Source organism: Dyadobacter sp. HNCC25DJ186, assembly GCF_056895235.1.
The window spans coordinates 36,268-62,643 of sequence record NZ_JBXHAS010000018.1 but is presented as its reverse complement, the minus strand read 5'-3'; the positions used below and the strand labels follow the sequence as shown (position 1 = coordinate 62,643).

The 26,376-nt window shown below is 41.0% G+C and carries 21 protein-coding genes; 7 read left to right on the top strand and 14 right to left on the bottom strand.

The features are described 5' to 3' along the window. Positions 1 to 15: 15 nt before the first annotated feature. On the bottom strand, positions 16 to 2,412 hold the full coding sequence (locus AC1XUO_RS28650; protein ID WP_483333292.1) for an ABC transporter permease: 2,397 nt from the start codon (positions 2,410 to 2,412) through the stop codon (positions 16 to 18). 305 nt (positions 2,413 to 2,717) lie between these two features. On the opposite strand from AC1XUO_RS28650, the gene AC1XUO_RS28645 reads away from it, so the two are divergent. Next, positions 2,718 to 3,266 carry an REP-associated tyrosine transposase gene (locus AC1XUO_RS28645; protein ID WP_483333291.1) on the top strand — a complete coding sequence of 183 codons (549 nt, stop codon included), beginning with the start codon at positions 2,718 to 2,720 and terminating at the stop codon, positions 3,264 to 3,266. A gap of 99 nt (positions 3,267 to 3,365) precedes the next feature. Here the strand turns inward: AC1XUO_RS28645 and AC1XUO_RS28640 are convergent, their stop codons facing one another. The 5 genes from AC1XUO_RS28640 to AC1XUO_RS28620 all read right to left on the bottom strand — a co-directional run bounded on the left by AC1XUO_RS28640 (position 3,366) and on the right by AC1XUO_RS28620 (position 9,425). Then, positions 3,366 to 4,676 (bottom strand): ATP-binding protein, encoded by a 1,311-nt coding sequence (locus AC1XUO_RS28640; protein ID WP_483333289.1) that lies wholly within the window; start codon positions 4,674 to 4,676, stop codon positions 3,366 to 3,368. Between the two features lie 165 nt (positions 4,677 to 4,841). Beyond that, complete coding sequence (locus AC1XUO_RS28635; protein WP_483333288.1) at positions 4,842 to 6,566, bottom strand: ATP-binding protein; 1,725 nt, start codon at positions 6,564 to 6,566, stop codon at positions 4,842 to 4,844. Beyond that, positions 6,566 to 7,696 carry a sensor protein KdpD gene (locus tag AC1XUO_RS28630; protein WP_483333286.1) on the bottom strand — a complete coding sequence of 377 codons (1,131 nt, stop codon included), beginning with the start codon at positions 7,694 to 7,696 and terminating at the stop codon, positions 6,566 to 6,568. Before AC1XUO_RS28630 ends, AC1XUO_RS28635 begins: the two co-directional genes overlap by 1 nt. Next, on the bottom strand, positions 7,696 to 8,787 hold the full coding sequence (locus tag AC1XUO_RS28625; RefSeq protein WP_483333285.1) for a porin: 1,092 nt from the start codon (positions 8,785 to 8,787) through the stop codon (positions 7,696 to 7,698). Before AC1XUO_RS28625 ends, AC1XUO_RS28630 begins: the two co-directional genes overlap by 1 nt. A gap of 77 nt (positions 8,788 to 8,864) precedes the next feature. Beyond that, positions 8,865 to 9,425, bottom strand: coding sequence for a K(+)-transporting ATPase subunit C (locus tag AC1XUO_RS28620; RefSeq protein ID WP_483333284.1), 561 nt, complete (start codon positions 9,423 to 9,425; stop codon positions 8,865 to 8,867). Between the two features lie 43 nt (positions 9,426 to 9,468). Between AC1XUO_RS28620 and AC1XUO_RS28615 the strand changes: the two genes are divergently transcribed. Both AC1XUO_RS28615 and AC1XUO_RS28610 read left to right on the top strand, forming a co-directional pair. Next, positions 9,469 to 9,699: a hypothetical protein gene (locus tag AC1XUO_RS28615; protein WP_483333283.1), complete on the top strand. Its 231-nt coding sequence runs from the start codon at positions 9,469 to 9,471 to the stop codon at positions 9,697 to 9,699. Positions 9,700 to 9,783: 84 nt separating this feature from the next. Then, positions 9,784 to 10,047, top strand: coding sequence for a hypothetical protein (locus AC1XUO_RS28610; protein ID WP_483333281.1), 264 nt, complete (start codon positions 9,784 to 9,786; stop codon positions 10,045 to 10,047). 73 nt (positions 10,048 to 10,120) lie between these two features. Here the strand turns inward: AC1XUO_RS28610 and kdpB are convergent, their stop codons facing one another. The 8 genes from kdpB to AC1XUO_RS28570 all read right to left on the bottom strand — a co-directional run bounded on the left by kdpB (position 10,121) and on the right by AC1XUO_RS28570 (position 19,931). Beyond that, the gene (gene kdpB, locus AC1XUO_RS28605; protein ID WP_483333280.1) at positions 10,121 to 12,163 is read right to left on the bottom strand and encodes a potassium-transporting ATPase subunit KdpB; all 2,043 of its coding nucleotides are present in this window, start codon (positions 12,161 to 12,163) and stop codon (positions 10,121 to 10,123) included. A gap of 114 nt (positions 12,164 to 12,277) precedes the next feature. Further along, positions 12,278 to 13,966: a potassium-transporting ATPase subunit KdpA gene (gene kdpA, locus AC1XUO_RS28600; protein WP_483333279.1), complete on the bottom strand. Its 1,689-nt coding sequence runs from the start codon at positions 13,964 to 13,966 to the stop codon at positions 12,278 to 12,280. A 46-nt stretch (positions 13,967 to 14,012) separates the two neighbouring features. Then, complete coding sequence (locus tag AC1XUO_RS28595; protein ID WP_137340128.1) at positions 14,013 to 14,090, bottom strand: potassium-transporting ATPase subunit F; 78 nt, start codon at positions 14,088 to 14,090, stop codon at positions 14,013 to 14,015. Between the two features lie 294 nt (positions 14,091 to 14,384). After that, positions 14,385 to 14,663, bottom strand: a complete 279-nt coding sequence (locus AC1XUO_RS28590) for a DUF7674 family protein (protein WP_483333278.1) — start codon at positions 14,661 to 14,663, stop codon at positions 14,385 to 14,387. 175 nt (positions 14,664 to 14,838) lie between these two features. Further along, entirely contained in the window at positions 14,839 to 17,049 is a 2,211-nt protein-coding gene (locus AC1XUO_RS28585) for a xanthine dehydrogenase family protein molybdopterin-binding subunit (protein ID WP_483333276.1), read from the bottom strand. Position 17,050: 1 nt separating this feature from the next. Beyond that, complete coding sequence (locus AC1XUO_RS28580) at positions 17,051 to 17,521, bottom strand: (2Fe-2S)-binding protein (protein ID WP_483333275.1); 471 nt, start codon at positions 17,519 to 17,521, stop codon at positions 17,051 to 17,053. A gap of 124 nt (positions 17,522 to 17,645) precedes the next feature. Beyond that, on the bottom strand, positions 17,646 to 19,361 hold the full coding sequence (locus tag AC1XUO_RS28575) for a GMC oxidoreductase (protein WP_483333274.1): 1,716 nt from the start codon (positions 19,359 to 19,361) through the stop codon (positions 17,646 to 17,648). A 39-nt stretch (positions 19,362 to 19,400) separates the two neighbouring features. Further along, a complete protein-coding gene (locus tag AC1XUO_RS28570) occupies positions 19,401 to 19,931 on the bottom strand; it encodes a gluconate 2-dehydrogenase subunit 3 family protein (RefSeq protein ID WP_483333273.1) in 531 nt (176 codons plus the stop codon). A 269-nt stretch (positions 19,932 to 20,200) separates the two neighbouring features. On the opposite strand from AC1XUO_RS28570, the gene AC1XUO_RS28565 reads away from it, so the two are divergent. Genes AC1XUO_RS28565 through AC1XUO_RS28550 form a run of 4 tightly spaced genes read left to right on the top strand, consistent with a single transcriptional unit; the run spans position 20,201 to position 26,289 of the window. Beyond that, positions 20,201 to 20,674, top strand: a complete 474-nt coding sequence (locus tag AC1XUO_RS28565) for a MarR family winged helix-turn-helix transcriptional regulator (RefSeq protein WP_483333272.1) — start codon at positions 20,201 to 20,203, stop codon at positions 20,672 to 20,674. Positions 20,675 to 20,728: 54 nt separating this feature from the next. Then, positions 20,729 to 22,057: a TolC family protein gene (locus AC1XUO_RS28560; RefSeq protein WP_483333271.1), complete on the top strand. Its 1,329-nt coding sequence runs from the start codon at positions 20,729 to 20,731 to the stop codon at positions 22,055 to 22,057. A 20-nt stretch (positions 22,058 to 22,077) separates the two neighbouring features. Further along, positions 22,078 to 23,133, top strand: coding sequence for an efflux RND transporter periplasmic adaptor subunit (locus AC1XUO_RS28555; protein ID WP_483333270.1), 1,056 nt, complete (start codon positions 22,078 to 22,080; stop codon positions 23,131 to 23,133). Between the two features lie 39 nt (positions 23,134 to 23,172). After that, complete coding sequence (locus AC1XUO_RS28550; protein ID WP_483333269.1) at positions 23,173 to 26,289, top strand: efflux RND transporter permease subunit; 3,117 nt, start codon at positions 23,173 to 23,175, stop codon at positions 26,287 to 26,289. The last annotated feature ends 87 nt before the right edge of the window (positions 26,290 to 26,376 follow it).

Genomic DNA, 26,376 nt, shown 5'->3' with positions numbered 1-26,376 from the left:
CATTTTCGATTAATCCTATTCACTTTTCAAACTCTTAACCGGATCTAATAAAGCAGCCCGGATTGCCTGATAACTCACCGTCATCAGCGTTATGACCAGAGCACCGAAACTTGCCAGCACAAAAATCCACCAGGAGACCTCCGTCCGGTACTCATATTTTTGCAGCCAGCCATTCAAAAAATAATAGGCCACCGGTGCTGAAATAATACAGGAAATAACAACCAGGACAACAAAATCTTTCGAAAGCATTTGCCAGAGATTCGCGACAGAAGCGCCCAGTACTTTTCGAACACCGATTTCTTTGGTACGCTGCTCGGCAGTGAAAGTGGCCATTCCAAATAATCCAAGACAACTGATGAATATGGCCAGAACAGCAAAAAACGAGGTTAATTTACCAATTCTTACTTCCTCTCCGAATTTTTTCGCATACTGTTCGTCGGTAAATTTATAATCGAAAGGCGCTGCCGGGTTAAATTTTTTGAATACTTTTTCAATTTTGTTTATTGCCTCTGTTGATCCTGATTCAGGATTTATTTTAATATTGAAAACACTGGCCCAACCATATTCCAGAAAAAAAACAGTGCGAAAAGAAGCTTTGTATGGTGATTCCATGACCATATCTTTGATCACACCAATAACCTGATATGGTTTCCCGTCTGCTTTGATAATTGAACCAACAGGGTTTTTTAGCCCCATAAATTTCGCAGCCGTCTCATTGATCACAACACCGGAAGAATCAGTCGAAAACGACCTCGAAAAATCTCTACCCTCTTTAAACTGCCATCCCACTGTATTTCCAAAATCATGAGACACGGCCATAGTAGCAAAATTTCCTTGCGTTGCCGGATCCTTTCCCTCCCACTCATAACCATTGTTTATCGCAGCGATATAGGTAGTAGGATTCGACGACTGCGACATCTCTTTGACTACACCCGTTTTTAATAATTCACTTCTTATAGCATCATAGTGTCCATGCAATTCAGGTGTATTCATGGCAACCATGAGCAAATTATTTCTATCATATCCCACCGGACGGTTTTTAGCAAATTCGATTTGACGGAAGACGGTAATGGTGCCAATAATTAAAATAATAGAAATTGTAAACTGAACCACTACCAGAACTTTACGGGGAACAGCGGCGAAACTGCCAAGTTTAATTCTTGCAAAACCACTTCCTTTTAATACTTTAATTGGCTGAAATGAAGACAGATAAAGTGCAGGATAACTTCCTGCAATAAGTCCAGTCAAAATACTGAAACCTATACTGACAATCCAGAACAACGGTTCCTTCCATGGAAAAATCATCTTTTTATCTGCTACCTCATTAAAATATGGCAATGCGGAAAGCACAAAAATCACGGATAAAATAAAAGCAAGAGCCACCACGAGTAATGATTCGCTAAAAAACTGTGTGATCAGCTGACTTCTCAGGGAACCAATCGCCTTACGGATCCCAACTTCCTTAGCTCTTTTTTCACTTCTTGCTGTGCTCAGATTCATAAAATTGATACATGCCAATAGCAGGACAAAAACACCAATAATGCCAAAAAGCCAAACAAATTCTATACTGCCACCCGCAATTTTACCATTTTTAAATTCAGAATATAAGTGCCATTTGCTTAGTGGATGAAGGAATATCTTAGGCTTAAATACCGCGACCTGAGATTTGACTGCATTTAATTTAACGTTCTTGATTTTTGCAGACACCTTCTCCATATTCGCCTGGTCAGCAATTTGCACAAACGTAAGAAACATATTTGCACGCCATGGATTTGTCTTTTTCTCAGACCAGTTTTCGTTATTAATGTATAAATCCCAGGGTGCTATAAATGCCAGATCTTTAAAGTCAGAGTTATAGGGAATATTTTTATAAACGCCGGTAACTTTCAGATCCTGTTTGTTATTAACTTTAACGACCTTGTCAATCGGATCATGATCTCCAAAAAGTGCCTTTGCAGTTTCTTCCGAGAGCATAATGGAATTAATTTCTTTCAGACCTGCCCTTGTTCCCTTTACCATTTCCAGCGACAACATTTCTGTAATCCCCGGTTCCATGAAATTTCCTTGTTTAGAAATTTTTTGATCTCCAAAAGCCAAAATACGGGTGGACTGCCCGGACGACATAACTACATGTTTAAAGTCACTTCCATATTTATTACGAATCTCTTCGCCCATTAAATAAGGAACAGAACTTTGCGTAGTGACCTCATTATTGAAAGTCTGATTTTGCTTAATAATCGCGAGACGACCGTAGTTTTCAAAGGATTTGTTAAACGAAAGTTCATCAAAAATCCACAGCCCGATAAGCATGGCTACGGCCAGACCAGTGGCAAGACCAGCAATATTAATAAAGGAGTAAACCTTGTTTTTGATAAGATTCCTTCTGGCGATTTTGAAATAGTTGCTGATCATGACTTGTTATGTATAGGTTTTACAAGCTTTGCCGCTCAAATAGTTTGCCAAATATGTTTCGATAGGTTAAGTATTTTAAAATCAAATATTTACAAATACAAAGCGAACGAACAATGTCCGATAATGAACACTGTTCGTTCGCTTTGGAACGGCTGCTAACACCGATTTGCAATCGGTGATGCATGGTTTCGCGTTTGCAACGCGAAAAAGTAATCAAGACAACACCAATATATATTTCTTAAATACTAAAAATCAGTTACAATCCCACGTTCGCTCCGTCAAACCAAAACACCAACTAAAAAAAAATGGCATCCGACCAGTATTTCATCAGGAATCAAAACGCAATTTATTTTCTAACAATGACGGTAGTTGATTGGATCGATGTATTCACAAGAAAAGAGTACAAATTTCTGATAACCGACTCATTAATATATTGCCAGAAAGAAAAAGGTCTTCAAATTCATGGCTGGTGTTTAATGTCCAATCATCTTCATTTGTTAGCATCAGCAAAAGACGGCTATAATTTATCAGACATTCTTCGTGACTTCAAGAAATTTACCTCAAAAAAAATCGTTGCGGCAATCAATAGTGAAGTAGAAAGTCGTAAAGACTGGATGTTGTATCGTTTTGAGTTTGCCGGAAAGTTCAAGGTGAATGTAAAAGACTACAAATTCTGGCAGGATGGAAATCACGCTATGGAATGTTTTAGTTATGAATTCACAAAACAGAAGCTGAATTATATACATCAAAATCCTGTCAGAACTTCCATTGTAGATGAGGCTGAAAATTACTTGTTCAGTTCTGCTCGGAATTATGCCGGATTGAAAGGGCTGGTTGAAACAGACTTTATCTGATGTTTTAAATATTTTATTTTTTGACGAGGCTATTTATAAAGCTTTACTTTTGGTCGCGTTGCAAACGCTGGACAATGCAACACCGATTGCAAATCGGTGTTAGCTCTTTGAGATTATCGCAGTCAGCTCGCTTAGCGCATATAACGGTAAATTCATCAACCATTCTTCTTTTCTGAAATCAGAAATTGAAGTTCTGATTGTTAACGCCGGGCTGTATTTTTCATAAAACACCTTTAAACTTTTCGCCTTCAGATTTTCTTCCGCCTTCACTTCAACAGGAATAATTTTTCCTGAAAATTGGATAAGGATATCTATTTCCGCGGTTGCCTTTTCCGCTGACCAGTAATAGGTAGATATTTCTTTGAAAGTGATTAATTGTTGCATCACAAACTGCTCAGTTAATGCCCCCTTAAATTCTTCAAATAAAACATTTCCTTCCAAAAGCGTTTTTACATCCATATTCACCATTGCGCCCAGCAGGCCAATATCCACGATGAATAATTTAAACGCACCAAAGTCTTCATAAGCCTTCAGCGGTATGGCAGGTTTCGTGATCCTGTTCACTTTATAAATTAGTCCACAATCTATTAACCACGACATTGCCAATTCGTACTCTTTTGCTCTGGCCCCTTCCTTAATAATTCCGTAAATAAACTTCTTGTTTTCTTTTGCAAGCTGCGCCGGAATTGACTGCCATAACATTCTGATTCTTGGAACAATTTCCCGTGGCGCGTGTTTTGAAAAGTCTTGTTCATACGATTCCAGAATTCGCTTCTGAATATCTCTCACTTTATCAAAATCAGTATTTTTGGAAAATGACAATACCGCTTCCGGCATGCCACCGACATAATAATACTGCTTTAATAGCTGTATGTATTTTGTTTTAAATGTCTTAATCAATATCCAATCCTGACTTTCCAGGAGTTGAAGTAAGGGACCTTCGCCAAGGGCTTGTAGAAACTCAACAAAACTTAAAGGATGTAAATCTAAAAATTCAACTTTACCAACCGGAAACGAAGTTTGCCTGTTGAGTGCAACTCCGAGCAAGGAACCGGCAGAAATGATATGATATTCCGGGGCATTTTCATGAAAATATTTCAGTGACGTCAATGCACCTTGCGCCTCCTGAATTTCATCCAGAATAATTAAAGTATTTTCAGGATTGATAATGATACCGGTTTCTATTTGCAGAGCGAGAATTATTCGTTTGATATCAAAATCAGTTTCGAATATGGTGCCTAGTCTCCTGTTACTTTCAAAGTTTATATAAACAAATTGTTCGTATTCCTCTTTCCCGAAAGCCTTCATTAACCATGTTTTACCCACCTGACGAGCTCCACGAATCAATAATGGTTTGCGATTTTCCGAATTTTTCCATGCTAATAACTGCCTGAATTCTCTCCTCTCCATTCTCTGAGTACATTTATTCGTGGGATAATATGTACTAAATTACATTTTTTCCTTTGAATAAATGTGATACTCTACATTTATTCAAAGGAAAAAATGTAAATCACCGGATCATTTGCCATAAAAAGTAAAAGTATTGTATATCCCCCCCTGAATTTCACACACCAATCAGCTATTCAAACTGAAATAAAAAGTACTGCCCATACCAATTTCAGAATCCAGCCCGATTTTGCCTCCCTGTGCTTCAATGAATTCTTTACTGATCGCCAGCCCAAGGCCTGTCCCTGTTTTCGGACTTCCGGGAACCTGAAAATAGCGATCGAAAATTTTCTCCCGGTAACGGCTTTCAATACCTTTTCCCTGATCTTTTACAGAAAAAATAACGGCATTATTTTCCTTCTTAACACCAATTTCAATTTTAGTATCTTCCGAGGAATACCGGATCGCATTGGTAAGAAAATTGATCAATACCCAAGCCGTTTTTTCTGTATCCGCTTTTACCTCAGGGAGATTTTCGTCTGCATTCAACACCAGTTTGATCTGCTTCTGGTCGGCCTGTACTTTTACCGCCTCTGTCGCATACTGGATAATTTTGTAGGGACTCCCTTGTTGAATATTTAATTGTATATTTCCGGTTTCGACCTGTGAAAGATTCAGCAGTTCCCCTGTGATTTTCAGCAACCTGTTGCTATCATCTTTTATACTTTCAATCAATTGTTGCTGTTCTTCGTTAACCTCGCCGGTCTGTTTATTTTCCAGCAATTGAACACTCATTTTTATAGATGAAATCGGTGTTTTCAATTCGTGAGAGACCGTGGCGATAAAATTGGTTTTAGCAAAATCCAGCTCTTTGAACGGTGTTATATTTTTTAATACAATCACCTGACCAATAAATATCTTTTCCTTCTCACCTGTTGGCGTAATGGTAATATTTACAATTTCCTTTTCGAAATAACTTTCCTTGTTATCAGCGTATATTTTAAGGGGTTTTTCTTTTTCATGATCCGGTTTTGGGTTCACCAATCCTTGAACCAGCGAGCGGATCAGGTCATTATGCAATGCCACATCCACTGCTGCTTTCCCCACAACATCTTCTGCCAAAAGCCCTGAAATTTTCAAAACTTCATTGTTGGCAAACAGTATTTTTTTATTTTCGTCCAAACCCAAAACAGGCTCGTGCATGTTGTTGATCAGGGTTTCAATTCTTTTCTTTTCAAATAGTATTTTGGAAAGATTGCTGCTGTCATATTCTTCAAGCTTTTCAGCCATTGTATTAAACGAACCAGCCAATTCGCCGAACTCGTTTTTGCTGCCAAAATTCACCCGCTGAGAATAATTCTTCGCAGCAATTTCCTTTATACTTTCCGTCAGTTCTTTAATCGGATTGGCAATATTACTTGGCAGATTGACCAGCAAAGTAAAAGCAAACAAGAAGCAAAGCGTACCCGTGATCACAATCCATAAATTGGCAGAACGTGCGGTTTCTTTGGCTACCTCACTTTTACGTCGAATCGCCTCCATATTTAAACGCATCAACTCTGTGATATCTTTACGGATAACCTGATGAAGCAGCAAATTGGACGGATCCTGTTTTAACTGTGTCAAATGTTCGGAAATAGCGTCTGTTGCTTCCCGCTCCCCTATTTCCGTAACATTTTTTCGCTGCTTATTCAAGTTATCTTCAAACGTTAAAAATGCTTTTGTGCCAAGCTGCGTTTGATCCAGCGACATCAACATGTTGCGGGAATATTCGAGTGTGTTATAATTATCAACCAGAATATTTTCGGTATCGTTTTTCAAAACGTTGATATAACGCGCCGCGACCAATGACAGGATAATGATCATCAGAAACAGCAGGCCAACGCCGAGGGTTAATTTGGTTTTTATTTTCATCAGGACAAAATGACCAGGTCAATTTCAGAAACGGATAGCTTTTTCAATAACTGGTTAAAGATATTGGTGGCCAAAATTACTTTAAACAAACTCATATGCGGCTTACCAATACAAATTGTTGTGATTTGTCTTTGCTCGGCAACTTCCATAATCGTACGGGACACATGAGGACTTTCAACTCGAATTATTTCGCCTCCAAGTTCAGTCGCCAGCTTAAAATTATTAATCAGGTGACGCTGCTTATCAAGTGCAATTTTATCAGTACTTTCCTTCGGTGTTTGAACATAAAGTAACACCCAGGGACTGTTGTAATAACTTGCCAAACGGGCCGTTTTGCGGATTACGTTTTTAGAAGTTTTAGCATTACTGCTGATACAGGCCATAAATTTATTTGCCTTTAAAGCTGTCACACTCCGTGAAGTCACCTCCGTCTCCACTTTTCTGACCACCTGACTGGCCACTTCTTTCAGCGCAAGCTCACGAAGTTGCAGAATATTTCCTGATGTAAAAAAGTTATTAAGAGCAGTCGGTACTTTTTCGGCAGCATAAATTTTCCCTTCCTTCAAACGCGTAATTAATTCGTCTGCGGTAAGGTCAATGTTTACCACTTCATCGGCCTGTTGCAGCACACTATCCGGTATTCTTTCCTTAACCTCGACACCCGTAATTTGCTTGATCTCTTCATTCAGACTTTCAATATGCTGAATATTAACTGCGCTGATCACGTTGATTCCGGCATCCAGGATTTCCATGACATCCTGCCAGCGTTTGTCGTTTTTGCTGCCTTCAATGTTGGTATGGGCAAGTTCATCTACGATCACAATTTCCGGTCGAAGACTTATAACAGCCTGCAAATCGAATTCTTCCAGCTCCTTACCTTTGTAAAAAAGTTTTCGTCTTGGAATTATCGGCAAGCCTTCCAGCAGCTCGTGCGTTTCTTTACGGTTATGGGTTTCTATATAACCAATTTTCACATCAATGCCATTTCGCATCAATGTGTGGGCCTCTTGCAGCATCCGGAAGGTTTTACCTACACCGGCACTCATGCCGATGTAGATTTTAAACTTTCCTTTTCTGGATTTTTTAATCAGGTCCAGAAAATGTTTTACGTTGTTTTCTTTTTCAGTCATTAAAATGATAGTGCAACGGATGTTGTAACAAAGAAATTCCGGTTGTCGGCCCGGCCATCCTTTGTAAATATATCGTCTTTGCTGTTAAAAGCCCTTGCTTCGAGTCTGAACATTACATTTTGTGCAGGCAGGTAATCGAAGTTGGCAGAGTAGCCAAAAGTTTTAAAACCATTTGGCGTTCCTGTGCTAATAATCACCCCTTTTTCATCTGCATAATATTCACCTCTGGCAGCAATCCTGACCTTTTCATTCGGCATATACCGGGCAATCAAAACCGGAGTATACCACACATTGTAACTGCTGCTTCCTTTGCTTTTTTGTTGCACTCCAATGTCTAATCCGGCCGTCAGACCAAATTTATCCGTGAGCTGAAACTGACCGTAAAAGTTGTTAAAGTAACGCCACTGTCTGGTACTGTCCGGTTGCTCATTCCCAATATAAGTGCTCCAATTTAATGTTGCATTTGCAGAAGGTTTGTATGTTAATTGTGTTCCAAAAGCAGGCGTCTGGTTTCCAGGGATTTTCTGGATACGCTGCCAGCCGTTCAGATACATGGCCGCGGCATATAATTTTTCGTTTTGGCTGGTGTAACCAATTTTGACACCTGCCTCATAATATGGAGAATTTTCAGCCAAAACACTGCGTGTCAAATTCCAGTTGTCTTTTCCAATTGCACTTTCAAACCCAATGTGCGAAGGCATGATTCCGGCGTCAATCCAAAGGTTATTTTTCTTCGAAATTTTGAATCCCACGTTGGCTTCAAAAATATTTTTCAATAATCCTTGTTCCGCAGCCAGGTTATATTGCGGATAAGTACCGACCATCACAGCCAGATTAGCCCTTACATTTTCTGTATTATAGTTAACCTTAAAAAGTCCCAGATTTAAATTGACCTCGTTGTGCTTGTTGAAATTGTATAAAAATCCAGGACGTTCGTGGTTGGCTGGTTTATTGAAATCATAACTATAATAGGCTTCAACGTAACCTGAAAAAGTCAGAGGATTTGGTTTTGCTGTTTCAGTTGAAATGCTATCCTGGGCAATAGCAGGAATAGAAAAAATTCCTGCGGCAAACAAAATTAATTTATTCATTGTAATACGAATCAGTGTACTGAACTCTTGATTTTTTGTTGAGAATTTTAATTAATAACGTTGAGTAATTTATGCTTTTACTTAACCTGGTCAAGGGCCATGTTCAACTTCAAAACATTCACTTTGGCAGGTCCCAGAAGTCCCAGTAAAGGCGCTTCTGTGTTTTCTTCGATGAGTTTTTGAATGTTCTGCTCTGAAACCTTTCTTATTTTAGCGACCCGTTTTAGCTGAACGAGTGCAGCATTTGGAGAAATGTCAGGGTCAAGACCACTTCCGCTGGCCGTAACTAATTCCACAGGCACATCTTGTTTTTTAACTTCTGGATTGTGGACTAAAAAGGTATCGATCCTAGCCTGAACCATTTGAAGGTATTCAGGATTTGAAGGTGCCTTGTTGCTACCACCACTACCGGCTGCATTATAATCCACAGCCGATGGGCGGGAATTGAAATATTTATCCTCGGTGAAAGCCTGACCAACGTTGGTGTAATATTTTTTTCCGTTTTGAGTGATCACCTCGCCATTTCCATGGTTAGGAGCAAGTTGAGCAATTCCCCAGATGATAATTGTATAAACTCCGGCAAAGAAAACCAGCGTGATTGCAGTTAACTTGATTGCGGGAAATAGGTTCGTCTTCATGATAATTAAATTTTCGCTATTTTTGATAATAAACATTTGACTTATGTATCGTAAGGTATTTGTTGCCGAGACTGCTTCTCAATTGACCATCAACTTACCTATTGAATATCTCAACAAGGGTGTTGAAGTGATTGCTTTTGAGATAGATGACAATATTGATTCAGCTTATTTGAACAAAAAAAAGGCTACTCAAAATGCAATTCAATTCTTTAATACTTTACAAATTGACATGCGTGATTTTAAATTTGATCGTAACGAGGCTAATGAGAGATAGTTTCTTCATCGATAGCAACATCGCGGCTTGGTTTTTGAGAATAAGCTTACCATCATTAATCCCTTTTTATAAAAATTCATATTTATGGAAGCTGTACTAAAAATTAAATCTTCTGAGTTTACTGACGAATTGATTTCCAGAATCAAAGCTTTACTTAGTGTTTCAAAAGACAGCGAGGTCACTATTAGTATTACTGACAAAGCATCGCCTGGAATTCTTCGTGAAGAGACTCGTGATGCGTATTTTGCCAGGCTTGATAAATCGATTGAAGATTTCGAAAAAGGAAATGTTGTTTCGTTTAGCGGAGACAGCTTTGAACAGTTTGTCGAGCATATCTCGCAAGAATAAGCAATACTATTTTCTCTTTTCATCATTCGAATGTTTACAAACCGCCCAAAATTGCTCCTCCTTTTTGCAATAATTAAAACCAGATACTCACCAGCATATCAATCACCTTAATTCCGATAAAAGGCACTACAACACCGCCTAAACCGTAGATAAAAAGGTTTCTTCTCAACAATGCACTGGCTCCGATTGGTTTGTATGCCACACCTTTCAAGGCTAACGGAATCAGGATTGGAATGATGATCGCATTGAAAATAACAGCCGATAATATTGCACTTTCCGGACTATGAAGATCCATGATATTCAAACCTTGAAGCGCTGGAATTGAAGCGATAAATAAGGCTGGAATAATGGCGAAATATTTGGCAACGTCATTCGCAATGGAAAAGGTTGTCAGCGTACCACGTGTCATGAGCAATTGCTTTCCAATCTCAACAATCTCAATCAGTTTGGTTGGATCGTTATCCAAATCCACCATATTTCCTGCTTCTTTTGCTGCCTGGGTACCGCTGTTCATCGCTACGCCAACATCCGCCTGTGCAAGTGCCGGCGCGTCATTGGTACCATCCCCCATCATCGCAACCAGTTTTCCACTTTCCTGTTCTCTTTTGATGTAGTTCATTTTATCCTCCGGCTTGGCCTCTGCAATAAAGTCATCCACACCAGCTTTTTCAGCAATAAACTTGGCAGTAAGAGGATTATCACCCGTAACCATCACCGTTTTTACGCCCATTTTCCGAAGACGCTCGAAACGTTCACTGATACCAGGTTTGATAATATCCTGCAATTCAATCACACCCAGCACTTTTTCATTTTCTGTAACCACGAGCGGCGTTCCACCGTTGTTTGATATAGCCTTTGTTTTTTCTTCAATATCAGCCGGAAAATTATTTCCTGCTTTTATTGTCAGATTTTTCATAGAATCAAAGGCACCTTTACGAATTCTGATTTCATCAAAATCAACACCTGAGCTTCTTGTTTCAGCAGTAAATTTAATGAAGGTTGGATTACTCAGATTGGCATATGTTGACGGATTCAAATTTGCAAGTTCCAGAATTGATTTTCCTTCCGGTGTTTCATCAGCAATTGAACTTAACACTGCACATTTGATAAAATGATTGTCCGTCACACCTTTGGCCGCATAGAAATTTGTAGCCTTTCTGTTACCGATCGTGATCGTTCCGGTTTTATCCAAAAGCAAGACGTCGATATCACCAGCTGTTTCTACCGCTTTACCCGATTTGGTAATCACATTGGCGCGAAGCGCTCTGTCCATCCCGGCAATACCAATCGCTGAAAGTAAACCACCAATCGTTGTCGGAATCAGACAAACGAAAAGCGAGATAAAAGCAGCAATCGTAATCGGCGTATTGGCGTGGTCCGCGAATGGTTTCAAAGTCACACAGACAATAATAAATACAAGTGTGAAACCAGCCAAAAGGATCGTCAGTGCAATTTCGTTGGGAGTTTTCTGGCGACTGGCACCTTCTACCAAAGCGATCATTTTGTCAAGAAAACTCTCGCCCGGCTCTGTCGTTACCATGACCTTAATCTTGTCAGACAAGACCTTGGTACCGCCTGTCACACTACTTTTATCACCGCCGGCTTCACGAATTACCGGTGCACTTTCACCTGTGATCGCACTTTCGTCGATCGTGGCAAGACCTTCGATAATCTCTCCATCCGTTGCAATATTATCACCCGCTTCACAGATAAAAACATCGCCCTTTTTCATGGAAGCAGACATTACCTGTTTTGTTGAAACAGAGAACCCTGGCTTGTTTTCAATAACCAGTCTTGCCGGTGTTTCTTCTCTTGTTTTACGCAAACTATCCGCCTGCGCTTTTCCTCTTGCTTCTGCGATTCCTTCTGCGAAATTGGCAAAAAGCAGTGTCAGCAAGAGAATAAGAAAAACAGTGAAGTTATAGGCAAAACTACCCTGGGATTCTTCACCCATCAAAGTCCAGATACTTACCACCAGCATAATCACCGTTCCGATTTCCACGGTAAACATCACCGGATTACGGAACATTATTTTGGGATTCAATTTTACAAATGCCTGTTTGAGGGCTTCATTAACCAAGTCCTTCTGAAATAAGGACGTATCTTGATTTTTCATTTCATTATGGCTTTTGGCCGTTAGCGATTAGGTATTGGCTACTTTTCGATCTGTGAAAATCTGTCGCCTGAACAAATTTTCTGGTAGCCTTTAAATTATTTATGAAATCGATTCTTAACGCAACGTGAAATATTCAGCGATCGGACCGAGCGTTAGAGCCGGAAAAAAGGATAACGCTGTGATAATCACAATAACGGCCAGAATCATAATCCCAAAAGTTGAAGAGTCAGTTTTCAAAGTTCCCGCACTTTCAGGAATGTATTTTTTATTTGCCAGAAGTCCTGCAATAGCGATCGGGCCGATGATTGGAATGAATCTTGAAAGAATAAGTACAAAACCTGTTGAAATATTCCACCATAAAGTGTTATCGCCCAAACCTTCAAACCCACTACCGTTATTCGCTGAGGATGAGGTATATTCGTAGAGCATTTCCGTAAATCCGTGGAAGCCTGGGTTGGCAAGCGTGGCAGAAGTAATCGTAGGAAATGCAGCGGCCAATGCAGTACCAACCAGAATCAGGAATGGGTGAAGCAAAGCAACGATCATCGCAATTTTCATTTCACGCGCTTCAATTTTTTTACCCATAAGCTCCGGTGTTCTACCCACCATCAATCCACTGATAAACACAGCCAGAATAATGAAGATGAAAAAGTTGAGCATACCCACACCGACACCACCATAAAACGCATTGGTCATCATCGCCAGTAATTGGGTCATTCCCGAAAGTGGAGTGTAACTATCATGCATGGAGTTGACAGAACCGGTTGAAATAACGGTTGTGGCTATACTCCAAAAAGCAGAAGCGGTAGTACCAAACCTGACTTCCTTACCTTCCATCGCACCGGCATTGTTATCGATACCCATGGCGGTGATGGCGTGATTGCCACCGTTTTCCCAAATAATAGTTGGCACGGTCAGAAGTAAAAATCCGATTGTCATTACTCCGAAAATCATCCAGCTCATTTTTCTTCTTTTCAGAAAGAAACCAAAAGCAAAGATCATAGCCATTGGAATGATAATCTGTGAAATCATTTCAACCATGTTGGTCAGATAGTTCGGGTTTTCCAAAGGGTGAGCAGAATTTGCTCCATAAAATCCACCACCATTCGTACCCAAATGTTTAATTGCAACAAACGCTGCGACCGGACCTTTGGAAACCTGCACGGTATCTCCCTGCATGTTGATGATGGTATCCTTTCCATCAAAAGTCATCGGCGTACCGTTGAAAGCCAGAATTGTAGCAACAAGGATTGAAAGCGGAAGCAAGATTCTTAGACATGATTTAACCAGGAAATTGTAAAAATTACCAAGTTTTTCTGTGGTGCGTTCGCGCAAGGCCATAAACAAAACAGCCGCCGCCGCCATACCTGTCCCTGCTGTTACAAAATGCAGGAACATAAGGAATAACTGAGACAAATAACTAAGTCCCGATTCTCCGGAGTAATGCTGTAAGTTACAGTTTACAACGAATGAGATGCTTGTGTTAAATGCCAGATCAGCCGTTTGTCCCGGATTTCCGTCAGGGTTTAATGGCAACCAGCCTTGGTTCATCAGAACAAACATACCCAATACAAACCAGACCATGTTGATTGTGATGAGCGAAAACATGTGCTGTTTCCAATTCATTTCAGCTTTTAAGTCAATACCGCTGATTTTGAAAAACAGTTTTTCAATGGGGTTAAAAACAGGATCCAAGGAGGTTTTTTCGCCTGCATAAACTTTTGCAATGTACTTGCCAAACGGTATTGCGAAGGCAACCGTAAGGACAAACATGGCAATGATTCCAAATAATTCAGTGTTCATTTTTTCTATTTTTTAATTCGATTTCGTTTTCCGGTTTTCGATCCGGTTAGAACTTTTCAGGTTTGATCAACACGTAACAGATATAACCAAACACACATATTGAGACTATGAAGAGCGCTGCCATGATTAGATATTTTCAAAGAAGTTTACTGTTTTGTAGAAGAGCGCGAAACATAAAATTCCGCCAGATACTAAAAGGATTGTGATCATACTATTTTAAAATTTATTGAGTGACAGCATTTTCATTTATTAATACCAAATTTATTCCGACTTAATTAGTCATTACTTAACTCACTTTAAATCAAAAAGATAACATCATAAACACCAACCTAGACCCAGAAAAAAGCAACTCAAAATGATAGGATTTTATCAGAATGAAAGGTTTGAAGTGAAGCAGCATTTCAAGCTTTTCCATGACCTAACAGGCGTTGATTTGTTTGATGTATTCCTTTTTCAAGGCATTTGGAAGTATTTTTTCGGTGTTGAAATGTTTCAATTCAAGCATACCGGAAACAGAATATAGGTAGACGTTTGAGATCGCTCTTTGTGTTTCTTTATTACCATTGATAAACAGATTTTCAGCAACAGCGAAACATTTTTTCGCGCGCGATATATTGCCTCTGACAATCATGGTTTGGGTAAGGTCTGCGAACTTCTGCATCTGCTTGTAAATCCCTCTGGATATTTTCCTTTTCATCGTTTTTGTAAATTGATAGTTGATTTATTAGATACCAAAAACGAACCTAATCTAAATTTTACCCAACAATCGACTGACTATCAATACAATAGGAAGAATAATTAAATTACCGCATAAAAAAAGCCTATCAGATTGATAAGCTTTTTAGATTTTTTCTCAAAATGGAAACGCGCACTCAGACTTTTGCCCAATCTATTTTATCAGCCGTTAGCGGAATTTCACGAAGCCTTGAACCTGTTGCATGAAAAATTGCATTGGCGATGGCAGCAGCCGTTGGGCCCTGCGCCGCCTCTCCTGCACCGAGCGGAGGTTTTTCCGGCCGGTCAATTAGTATGACCTCAGTATCAGGGACATCTTCGAAACGAAGAATCGGATAGCTTTCCCAGGTTTTACTTTGAACACCTTTTTCATCATAAAGTACCTGTTCCAAAAGTGTCCAGCTCGCAGCCTGAATCATTCCGCCGGAAGTTTGATTGATAATCCCGTCGCTGTTGATCGTTTGCCCGGCATCAATTGCTCCAGTCAATTTTGTAACTTTAAATGATTTTTTAACCGGATCAATTGTCACTTCGGCCTTGACAGCAAAATAGGACGCTGCATTTTTGTACTGTGCGAATGCAATCCCCTCTCCAAAATTCACCTGTTTATTATTCCGCCAGCCAGCTTTATTTACCAGCGTTGTAATAACTTCTTTTGCACGCTCATCCGTCAAATGTTCCAGACGAAATTGCACAGGATCTTTCCCCGCCTTTTCGGCCAGCTCATCCATAAAGGATTCAAGCGCGAAAATATTGGCATAGGCACCCAAACTACGCAGCGCAGAGGTACGAAGCGGTCCTTTAAAATTGTGCAGGACAACTTTTCTGTTTTTTAAATTATATAATGGTATCGAGTTTCGGTGGCTTCCTCCGGAAAAACCGCCGGTCTGGAAATAAAAAGGTTTTTCCAGATCACGGGCAGCAATAAAATGGCCTGCCTTTCCTCCTGGCCTGCTGCTATGTGTATCCGACCACAATTCGGTATACCAGGAACTAATCTTTCCTGAATCATCCAAACTTGCTTTTATTTTAAAAATCATTGCCGAACCGAAAGGCTCCCAGGTATGCTCGTCTTCCCGCATCCATTGCACACGCACGTGTTTTCCCTCCATTTGCATTGCCAGTAATGCAGCATCCGCGGCCACATCGTCGGCTCCGTTATGACCATAACAACCAGCTCCCGGAACGCCGATCGTTCGGATATTTTCCTCAGGAATTTTCAAAAGATCTGACAGTGTTTTACGCAAAGGATAAACTCCCTGACTATGCGTCCAGATTGTCAACTTATTTTTTTCCCAGAAACCAATTGCGCAGGACGGACCGATGGAGCCATGGATATGATAAGGACGTTTGTAAATGGCCTCATATTTCTTCAAATCCGTTGCCAGGGCTTCTTCAACATTCCCTTCTTCTTCAACAGTTTCTGATGAGGTAGTGCTGTTTAGCATATCGGTATATAAGTCTTTTTGCAAAGGAGAAATGGACGGACTTTCCCACTTTGCCAATTGTTTCATTCGATTAAGGGCCTTTATGCTCTGGTATTCGTCAACTGTTATCGCAGCCACGAAACTGCCATTTACTACAACTTTTAAAACGCCCGGCAAAGCCAATACTTCGCTTTTCGGAAGTGATAAAAGTTTCGCGTTGTAAGTCGGCGGCCGCAATACCCTGGCATGCACCATATCCGGAAAACGAAGGTCCTGAACATAATATGGTTGAGCGGATGCCATGAGCGATAGATCTTTACGAGGAACAGGTTTGCCGATTAACTTGTAGTCCAAGGGAGATTTTACCGGTGCCTTTCCCGTCACTTCAATTTCAAACCGCCTACCATTAATCAATTCCTGATAAGAAACCGTTTGCCGATTTATTTTTGATATTACCTTTCCATTTTCTACAAAAAGGTTTTCCGCTGTCGTTCCCATTTTTTTCTCAGCCAAAGAGAGTAAATATCTCCGGGCTTCGCCGGCCGCATTCCTGATCGCTTTGCCACTTCCTTCAATGGAAGCACTGCCGGCCGTGTAACGCTCGTCTTGCGTTCGGGCAGTGTCAGCAATAACTATCTTAACTTTTTCCATGGCCACATCGAGTTCCTCCGCAGCAATCTGCATCAAAGCAGTTTTTATCCCCTGCCCCAACTCCATCTTGCCCGTTAGAACCGTTACGACGCCATCTGCATTCAGGGTAATCCAGGAATCAACAATGTTCTTTTTACCAGTATCTCCCCATAAATCAGTCTCAGTATCTTTTAATTCAAGAAAAGGGATCAAATTAAACCCTACAATCAACTGACCGGAATTCTGTAAAAACTTTCTCCTGGAAACATTAAAATTATTATGATTTTCCATATTATTCATTCATTTTCTGAGCTGCATTTTTCACCGCCTTTATCATTCTGGTATGCGTTCCACACCGGCATAATACACGTTGAAGTGCCTGCCGGATTTGCAGATCAGAGGGATTTTTGTTTTCACTTAACAAAGCCTTGGCCGAGATAATCATACCATTCAGACAATATCCACATTGGGCAGCCTGTTCTTCAATAAATGCTTCCTGAACAATATCAAGTTTATTGCCCTTTGCCAACCCCTCCAAAGTAGTAATGTCAAACTCCTGCGCCGCGGAGGCAGGAATAACGCAGGACGGATTTGCTTTTCCATTCAAAAGTACCATACAACTGCCGCAGCGTTCAATGCCACATCCGTATTTCGGACCATTCATTTGCAGATTATTTCGAAGAAAATAAAGGAGCGGCATATCAGGATCCACATCCCCCTGATAAGATTTTCCATTTACTTTTAGCGTGATTTTAGCAGCCATACAGTTTTCCTTTTTTACTGATAAACCATAAAAATCAAGCCAACCTTATGAGACTGAATGTTATAAAAAAATCCCGTCAACCAAAATAAATTGGTTAACGGGATTTCATTTCGCCAAAAATTATTTAGATATTTTTCTTTTTAAGTTCTTTAACGGCAAAATCCGCGGCTCTGGCCGTAAGTGCCATATAAGTCAATGATGGATTCACACAAGATGCCGAAACCATCGCAGCGCCATCCGTAACGAATACATTTTTAACAGAATGCATCTGGTTATTTCCATTCAAAACCGACGTTTTTGGATCACGACCCATACGAGCGGTTCCCATTTCGTGGATTGCCATACCGAGATAAGATCCGTTGTCATGCGTTTTCACATTTTTTACACCAGATTTTTCAAGCATTTCAGCGGCGTCGTTCTTCATATCCTTACGCATTTTCATTTCATTTTCGCGTAATTCTGCATCAAAAACAACCGTTGGCATTCCCCATTTGTCTTTTTTCTCTTTATTCAGGAACATTCTGTTTTCATGGTATGGCAATGTTTCACCAAAACCGCCAAAACCCATTGTCCATTGTCCTGGTGTTGTAAGATCTTCCTTGAAATCAGCACCGAAAGCAAGTTCAGCCACATTACGCTGCCAGCCCTGGCGACCTCCGCCGCCCTGGTATCCGAATCCACGAATGTAATCACGTTTGTCATTTCCAATATTCTGGTAACGCGGCACATAAATACCATTTGCACGACGACCGAAATAATATTTATCAAGATCGCCTTCCCAAACACCACTGGCACCTGTACGGAAATGGTGATCCATTAAGTTATGTCCAAGTTCACCAGAATCATTACCCAAACCATTTGGAAAACGATCCGAGGTAGAGTTCAAAAGAACTAATGAAGTACCGATGGCGCTGGCACAAACGAAAATTATTTTGGCAAAATACTCACGCTCCTCCAAAGTCACAGAATCTGTAACCTTCACGCCAGTCGCTTTTTGTTTAACCTTATCATAAACGATTTCCCTCACCACAGAATCAGGACGAAGTGTCAAAAGTCCTGTTTTTACAGCCGGTGGTAATGTACTGGATTGCGTACTGAAATAAGCGCCGTATGGACAGCCATACGAACAACGGTTCCGGTACTGACATGGAGAACGACCACCTTCCAGCTGGATTTTGTCCGGCTGTGAAAGGTTTGCAACCCTTCCAATCGTCATCGTACGACCTGGAAATTGCTTTTCAAGTCTCTTACGAACTTCTTTTTCCACATGGTACATCTCCATTGGCGGTAGGAAATCACTGTCCGGGAGTTGGGGCAAACCCAGTTTTTCACCAGAGATTCCTACATGTTTTTCAACATAAGAATACCACGGTGCGACATCTTTATAACGGATCGGCCAGTCGACCGCAATTCCGTCTTTCAGATTCGCTTCGAAATCCAGGTCACTCCAACGATACGACTGACGGCCCCACATAATCGATTTCCCACCAACGATGTTGGGTCTGAACCAGTCAAATCTTTTCTTTTCCTCGTACGGTGAATCCATATCGTTCATCCAATACTTTTCCGTCATCTCATTATACGGATAATCGCGCGAAAGAAATGGATGTGTTTCTTTTTGTTTCACCGTCAAACGACCATTATATTTCATATCCCAGGGATCCTTCAACGCGTTTTCGTAGCCGGTAACGTGTTCAAGTGGTTTTCCCTTTTCAAGCATCAATACTTTTAAACCTTTTTCAGTCAACTCCTTCGCTGCCCAACCGCCGGAAACACCCGAACCGATTACGATGGCATCGTAGGTCATATCTTTTACTGCATCAACATTTAAATTCGCCATGGTGATAATACTTTTAATAAATTTAGAAAGGTTAAAATCTTAAAGTGCCCAGGTTTTTTGTCCTTCTTTCATCGGATAAGAGCCGTCGAATCTGCCGGGAATAGGCAAATAATCCAGCGCCTGAGTCGCTCCGATTTCAGATGTGAAATAACCAGTTACTGTAAGCCCCTTCATTTGCAGAAAAAAAGGTTTGTCCGCCGTCGTGCTGCGTTTTACGATATCATTTTTCTGAGTTGCGTCAAGTGCTGCAAATCCTTTTCCGTAAACATCATTACTGCTTTTATTTAACCTCTCAACACCAGCATAAAATTTCTGCTGTTCAGCTTCAACATAACAATCACGTATGACCCGCGTGATAAATTTTTCAACGCCGGCTGCTTTGGCACCAGGCGTTTTTGTAGTTGGAATAATAACATCGGCAATTTCAGCCAGCAGCGCTTCCTGCTCTGCGGTAACTTCGACAGATGGGCCGAAATTCAGCTTTTCTCCCATCACACCAGCCATTAAAGGTGCTGAAACAACGCCTCCCATCAGAAGGGTCAATTTTTGAACGGCTTCTCTACGATTCATCTCAAAAGAAAATAGTTAATAATTGATTCAGGATTTGTTCTTGAAAGTCAGACGCAGAAGATCAACCGACGCCATGTTTTCAAATAACTTCGTAAGTTAAATAAATACAACTGTTAAATTAACAATTTTGCACACCCAATATTCGATTTTATAAATATTTTTTTCAACTTATTCCAGGTATAAGCATATTTTCGTCACACTGAAAAAAATAATGCGATAAATGGTTTAATAAATTTGGTTGATATGTCTACCTATTTTATATTTGTATCATGGATATAGAAGTTAAAGAACTGAATAAGGCCAACTACGAGCGCTTGAGCAGGATGATGATATTCAATATCATCACTGTCTCCCATCTCGTCGGCCGGAATACGAATAAGGAGCTGGCAAAAATGGGCTATACCTTGCAGGTAGAACAGCTTCAGATTTTATTTGTCGTTTATCTCCGTGAAGGCAATTCACCATCGCAGCAGGAAATTGCCAATTTCTCGCAAAAAGACAAAGGAGGCATACAACGTTCCGTACAAACGCTTGCCCGGGATGGTTACGTTAGAATCGTTGCAGACGTGAACGACCGACGGAAAAATCTGATTGAACTGACACCGGCCGGAAAATTGGTCGCAACTAAAATGATGGAATCGATAGAAGATATTGACAGAAGAATGACTGCTTCCATTACGCGTGAAGAAATTGATTCTTTGATTTCGATATCCAGGAAAATTTCGAATGTAATTAAAGAGTAAAAAAATTTGGAGATATAGTTGATATATCCACAGTAGACACATCAACCTATTAGTATGAAAAAAACATTTTTTGGAAAGATAATGATACTCCTTTCCATGCCATTCTTCGCGGAGGCGCAAACACCCTGGTCTTTAAAAAACTGCATTGATTATGGACTGAAACATTTCGGGACGGTACGCATTGCTCAATATCAAAAAGAGAATGCACGTCAGCTGTCGCGGCAGGCTTTGTCGAGTTATCTTCCTCAGATTTCCGGAACAGGCACATTTGATGATAACTTAAAATTGCAGACAACCGCCCTTCCGGCTGGTGTTTTTGGTCCTGAGCCAACACGCATCGCGCTCGGCTCGAAGTTTCAAACCAACTTTACGGCCTCTGCGGAACAGGCGATTTTTGATCAGTCTTTGTTAATTGGAATAAAAGCGAACAAGCCGAATCAGGAACGGGCTGATCTGAATGAAAGGTCGACACAGGAGGAAGTCATTTATCAGATCGCAAAAAATTATTATTCAGTTTTCGTATCTCAACAGCAAATTTCTTTGCTGGAAGATAACCTCAAAAAAACACAGCAGGTACTGGATATTTTGAAATTGCAGCGTGATAATGGGGTAATTCAGCCCGTGGATTATGACCGTACGGAAGTAAGTTACAACTCGAACAAATCACAGTTGACGCTGTCTAAAAATAATCTCACGCTCGCTTTGAATCGGTTGAAATATCAAATGGGCCTGAATCAGGATCAGGAATTATATTTAAAAGATTCGCTGCTCTTGTCGCAAATCCCAAACATACAGGATGCACAGTTTGACGCAAAAAACCTGACTGACTATCAGCTTATTGAAAATGAACTTACGCTTAACAGACTTGATCTGGATCGCATCAGAGCAGGTTACCTGCCGCGTTTAAGTTTTACCGCACGTTACGGACAGCTCGCCCTGACTAACGAGTTTAGCCAGGCTTTTAAAAATTTCTCAGGCTTTGGAGCAATCGGACTTCGTTTGAATATTCCAATCTTCGACGGTTTCAGCAGGGATGCACAGATTCAGCAGGCCAAACTTAAAGTGATGACGCAGGAAGAACAGCAAAAGTTGAACGTCCAGTCCTATCGCCTTGCTTTTAACAATTCTCAGACCCAATTGGAACAGGCGAGATACAGCACCGAAAACGATGACAGAAATGTCCAGCTGGCGCGGAAAGTTTATGATATCACGACGCTTCAATACAAAGAGGGAACTGCACCACTCACAGATCTTATCAACGCGGAAAATTCATATCGCCAGGCCCAAACTGACTATGTCAATTCGCTGATCAATTTTTATCAGGCAAGACTTGATCTGGAACAGGCACAAGGCACACTCCTACCTTTCTATAACCAACTTTGACATCACAAAAGCCTACAATAATGAAAAAGACAACGATAATAATATCACTTGCCGTTTTGGCCGTCGTAATCCTGATTGGTGCCAGGCTGGTTTCGAACAAGAAAGCAATTGACGAAAAAAATAAACCTGTAACCGTTTCAAATGCAGCAATACCAGTGACGGTTGTTGAAGTAAAAGAAGATACCGTCAGCCAATCACTTCTTAAAACGGGAAACCTTATTCCTTTCAGAGAAACGTCACTTATGGCGACAAGCCAGGGGCAGGTGTTAAAAGTGAATTTTGATCTTGGCACTAACGTTTCGAAAGGTTCTACACTGATCCAAATTGACAATAAATTAAACGAACTCGCTTTGCAGGCTACCCAGCTGAATATTGATAAGTTACAAAAAGATGTGGCCCGTTATGACAAACTGTATGCCGGAAACGCGACGACGGAATTGCAGCTGAACCAGACAAAATTTGACTATGATAACGCTGTAAATAAAGCAGAACAAATCAGAAAACAAATTCAGGATGCTACGGTAAAAGCTCCGATTAGCGGTCGAATTGTGAAGAAGGACATTGAGGTTGGTGAATTTGTAAACGCTGGTACTGTACTTGCCACAATTTTGGATGTATCCCGACTGAAAGTGCAGGTTATGGTAAATGAAAAGGATGTTTACCAACTGCGTGAAGGGCAAAAAGTGAAGGTGACTGCAGATGTGATTTCAGGAAAAATGTTTAGCGGACAAATTTCATATATCGCTCCGAGGGGTAACGAAGAGCACAGCTATCCGGTGGAAATTATGATCCCGAACTCAGGGCAATTGAAAGCCGGTACTTTTGTAAACGTAGATTTCTCTCAAAAATCAAAGGAAAAGTCGCTGCAAATTCCGAGAGTGGCATTGGTCGAAAGTATTAAAAACCCATACGTATATGTTGTAAATCAGAACGTTGCCCAGCAAAGAAAATTATCGATTGGCCGGGAGCTTGGGAATAACATTGAAGTACTGGGCGGATTACAACCGGGCGATCAGGTGGTTACGACAGGACAACTAAATCTTACGAACGGGAAAGCTGTTCAAGTTTCAAAATAGTCCGGAAGCGACTTTCGGAAATCCATTAAATATAAAATTATGTCTATAACCGAATTATCAGTTAAAAGACCACTGCTGATTACCACGATTTTCACCGTTCTGATTCTTTTCGGCGTGATCAGTTACCAGCAGCTTTCTTATAACCTTTTGCCAAAATTTGAGGCAAATGTAATCAGCGTTTCGACCACTTATCGCGGAGCATCTGCCGATGAGGTTGAAACCAACGTAACCAAAAGAATTGAGGATGCGCTTGCTTCTATCGAAGGGCTGGATCGAATCAATTCAACCTCTCAGGAAGGTGCGTCCATTGTAGTGATCCAGCTTAAAAACGGCATTGATGTGACACTGGCACAACAGGATGCACAGCGAAAAGTAGAGCAGATTATCAACCTGTTGCCGGATGAAGCAGATCGACCAACGATCAATAAATTTTCGACTGACGAACTACCTGTTCTGCGTATGGGTGTGACGGCAAACATATCGCCTTCGAAACTTTTTGACCTGATTGATGATGAATTAAAACCACAGCTTTCCAATGCCGCAGGTGTCGGCCGGATTGATTTGATTGGTGGCAATGAAAGAGAAATTCAGGTTAATGTGGATGCTCAAAAATTGAGAGCTTACAATCTTTCCATCGGGCAGATTGCTGCTGCAATTAACAATGCCAATACGAGTTACCCCGCCGGAAGTCTGGAAACGAGAGCGTCGCAACTATCAATTCGATATGATGCCTCCGTTGCCAATACAGAAGGTTTCAGAAATTTGGTCGTTTTCAGGGCAACTGATGGCGGAGAGGTTTTGTTAAAAGATGTTGCAGAAGTGGTGGATGCGACAGCAAAACCAACCGCGATTAATCACATTAACGCAATGCCGTCGATCGGTTTGCAGGTATTGAAACAGTCGGACGCGAATGCTGTGGAAGTGAGCAAACAGGTCAAAGCAAAAATAATTGATCTGGAAAAACAATACGCCTCTACCGGATTGAAATTTAATATCGCCGCAGATCAGTCAACTTATACACTGGCTTCTGCAGATGCGGTTGTATTTGATTTATTCCTGGCTGTTGCCATTGTGTCGGTGGTTATGCTGATGTTCCTGCACAGCTTCCGCTCATCTTTGTTTGTACTTGTGGCACTTCCGTCGTCGATTATCCCGACATTTATTTTGATGTATGTGCTTGGGTTTTCGCTGAACCTGATGACACTGATGGCGCTTTCGCTTGTAGTTGGTATCCTGGTCGATGACTCGATCGTGGTTTTGGAAAACATCAACCGACATCTGGAAATGGGTAAAAACCGCTGGCAGGCCGCATTAGACGGACGTAGTGAAATCGGTTTTACCGCGCTGGCGATTACACTTGTGGACGTTGTGGTTTTTGTTCCGCTGGCCATGACCGGCGGACTTATCGGGAACATTCTTCGCGAGTTTTCGCTCGTGGTTGTATTTTCAACGCTGATGAGTTTATTCGTTTCTTTCACATTAACTCCTTTGCTGGTTTCGCGTTTCGGAAAGCTTGAAGTTTTGAGCAAAACGTCCTTATGGGGAAAACTAAACTTAGGTTTTGAAAACTTTCTGACGCGGTTGCAAAACGGTTACGGAAGAATTTTGGTAAATATTCTAAATCATAAAAGATATGTATTCCTTGGTGTGTTTGCCTTGTTGATCGGTGCTATTGCTTTGGTACCAACAGGCTTTATCGGAGCTGCTTTTATGCCCGCAAGCGATCAGGGAGAATTTACTGTCCAGATTGAACTTGCCCCAACTGCATCGATATACGAAAGTAACAAAGTGGCTCAGCAGGCTGAACAAATGTTGTTAAAACATCCTGAGGTTACGAATGTTTTCAGCAATATCGGTTATAGCAGCAATAACCTGACGTCCTCATCCAACGGAAATTTATCAACGCTGAATGTCAAACTGATTGATAAAAAAGAACGCATTGCTTCCACGGAAGAATTCAGTGTGATTGTGAAAGAAGAGATTGGAAAAATTCCGGGAACAAAGGTGACGGTAAGTCCGACAGGTTTGGTTGGAACTTCTGAGGCGCCTATTCAGATTGCAGTAAAAGGTACCAACCTGGACTCGATCCGTAAAGCTTCGGCGATGGTTAAACAGGTTACTGAATCTGTTCCCGGAACTCAGGACGTAAAATTTTCTGTACAAGACCCCAAACCAGAAGTAAAAGTAAATCTGGATCGTGACCGTATGGCTCAGCTCGGAATAAATGCAGCAGAAGTTGGGATCGCTTTGCAAAACGGTTTCCGTGGAGACGACCGTTCAAAATTTAAACAAAATGGAAAAGAGTATGATATCCTTATTAGCCTTGACCAGTTTGACCGCTCAAATGCTTCCGATATAAGCCAACTTTCATTCGTTAATAACCAGGGACAATCCTTTCAGCTATCACAATTCGCGACGGTTGAAGAACAAATCGGAGAAAGTGTTTTGCAGCGGATTGACAGACTTTCATCCATTTCGGTAAACGCCCAAGTTGTGGGCCGCCCTGTTGGAACGGTAGGTTCGGATATCCAGGCGAAAGTGGCAAATTTGAAACTGCCAAATGGCATTTCTATCCAGTATCTGGGTCAGCTTCAACAGCAGGGAGACGCGTTCGGCAGCCTTGGACTAGCGCTGGTTATTGCGATCTTACTGGTATATTTTATTATGGTTGGTCTGTATGAAAGTGTGGTTTATCCGTTTGTAGTACTGTTTTCTATTCCTGTTGCCCTGATCGGTGCACTTTTAGCGCTCGCTCTGACGATGGAAAGTTTAACCGTATTTGCAATTGTCGGTATGATTATGCTTCTGGGTCTTGTGGCGAAAAACGCAATTCTAATCGTTGACTTTACAAACCACTTAAAAGAACAGGGCCATGACGTTGTCGATGCGCTGGTGGAAGCTGGAAAAGAGCGTCTTCGACCAATTTTGATGACCACACTGGCGATGGTTTTTGGTATGTTACCGATTGCCCTGGCAAGTGGCGCCGGTGCTGAAACTAAAAATGGTATGGCCTGGGTAATTATCGGAGGCCTTACAAGTTCGCTGGTTTTGACGTTATTGCTTGTGCCTTCGGCTTATCTGGTTGTGGACCGGATTAAAGCACGTTTTGAGAAGAAAAAGCCGGAAGTTCTTTCTGAGGAAGTTAGTGTAGGATAATCCGTTTTTTAGGTTTCACTTCCACGCGAAGAAAAGAAGAAAAAGGGCAAAGCTCGCGAAGTTAAACTTTGCGAGCTTTGCCCTTTT

Excerpts from the sequence above, each read along its gene's own strand:
- kdpA (WP_483333279.1), bottom strand. The coding sequence starts at position 13,966 with ATGAACACTGAATTATTTGGAATCATTGCCATGTTTGTCCTTACGGTT.
- AC1XUO_RS28590 (WP_483333278.1), bottom strand. The coding sequence starts at position 14,663 with ATGAAAAGGAAAATATCCAGAGGGATTTACAAGCAGATGCAGAAGTTC.
- AC1XUO_RS28565 (WP_483333272.1), top strand. The coding sequence starts at position 20,201 with ATGGATATAGAAGTTAAAGAACTGAATAAGGCCAACTACGAGCGCTTG.
- AC1XUO_RS28550 (WP_483333269.1), top strand. The coding sequence starts at position 23,173 with ATGTCTATAACCGAATTATCAGTTAAAAGACCACTGCTGATTACCACG.
- AC1XUO_RS28575 (WP_483333274.1), bottom strand. The coding sequence starts at position 19,361 with ATGGCGAATTTAAATGTTGATGCAGTAAAAGATATGACCTACGATGCC.
- AC1XUO_RS28630 (WP_483333286.1), bottom strand. The coding sequence starts at position 7,696 with ATGACTGAAAAAGAAAACAACGTAAAACATTTTCTGGACCTGATTAAA.
- AC1XUO_RS28645 (WP_483333291.1), top strand. The coding sequence starts at position 2,718 with ATGGCATCCGACCAGTATTTCATCAGGAATCAAAACGCAATTTATTTT.
- AC1XUO_RS28635 (WP_483333288.1), bottom strand. The coding sequence starts at position 6,566 with ATGAAAATAAAAACCAAATTAACCCTCGGCGTTGGCCTGCTGTTTCTG.
- AC1XUO_RS28595 (WP_137340128.1), bottom strand. The coding sequence starts at position 14,090 with ATGGCAGCGCTCTTCATAGTCTCAATATGTGTGTTTGGTTATATCTGT.
- AC1XUO_RS28570 (WP_483333273.1), bottom strand. The coding sequence starts at position 19,931 with ATGAATCGTAGAGAAGCCGTTCAAAAATTGACCCTTCTGATGGGAGGC.
- kdpB (WP_483333280.1), bottom strand. The coding sequence starts at position 12,163 with ATGAAAAATCAAGATACGTCCTTATTTCAGAAGGACTTGGTTAATGAA.
- AC1XUO_RS28650 (WP_483333292.1), bottom strand. The coding sequence starts at position 2,412 with ATGATCAGCAACTATTTCAAAATCGCCAGAAGGAATCTTATCAAAAAC.
- AC1XUO_RS28555 (WP_483333270.1), top strand. The coding sequence starts at position 22,078 with ATGAAAAAGACAACGATAATAATATCACTTGCCGTTTTGGCCGTCGTA.
- AC1XUO_RS28625 (WP_483333285.1), bottom strand. The coding sequence starts at position 8,787 with ATGAATAAATTAATTTTGTTTGCCGCAGGAATTTTTTCTATTCCTGCT.
- AC1XUO_RS28615 (WP_483333283.1), top strand. The coding sequence starts at position 9,469 with ATGTATCGTAAGGTATTTGTTGCCGAGACTGCTTCTCAATTGACCATC.
- AC1XUO_RS28620 (WP_483333284.1), bottom strand. The coding sequence starts at position 9,425 with ATGAAGACGAACCTATTTCCCGCAATCAAGTTAACTGCAATCACGCTG.
- AC1XUO_RS28560 (WP_483333271.1), top strand. The coding sequence starts at position 20,729 with ATGAAAAAAACATTTTTTGGAAAGATAATGATACTCCTTTCCATGCCA.
- AC1XUO_RS28610 (WP_483333281.1), top strand. The coding sequence starts at position 9,784 with ATGGAAGCTGTACTAAAAATTAAATCTTCTGAGTTTACTGACGAATTG.
- AC1XUO_RS28585 (WP_483333276.1), bottom strand. The coding sequence starts at position 17,049 with ATGGAAAATCATAATAATTTTAATGTTTCCAGGAGAAAGTTTTTACAG.
- AC1XUO_RS28640 (WP_483333289.1), bottom strand. The coding sequence starts at position 4,676 with ATGGAGAGGAGAGAATTCAGGCAGTTATTAGCATGGAAAAATTCGGAA.
- AC1XUO_RS28580 (WP_483333275.1), bottom strand. The coding sequence starts at position 17,521 with ATGGCTGCTAAAATCACGCTAAAAGTAAATGGAAAATCTTATCAGGGG.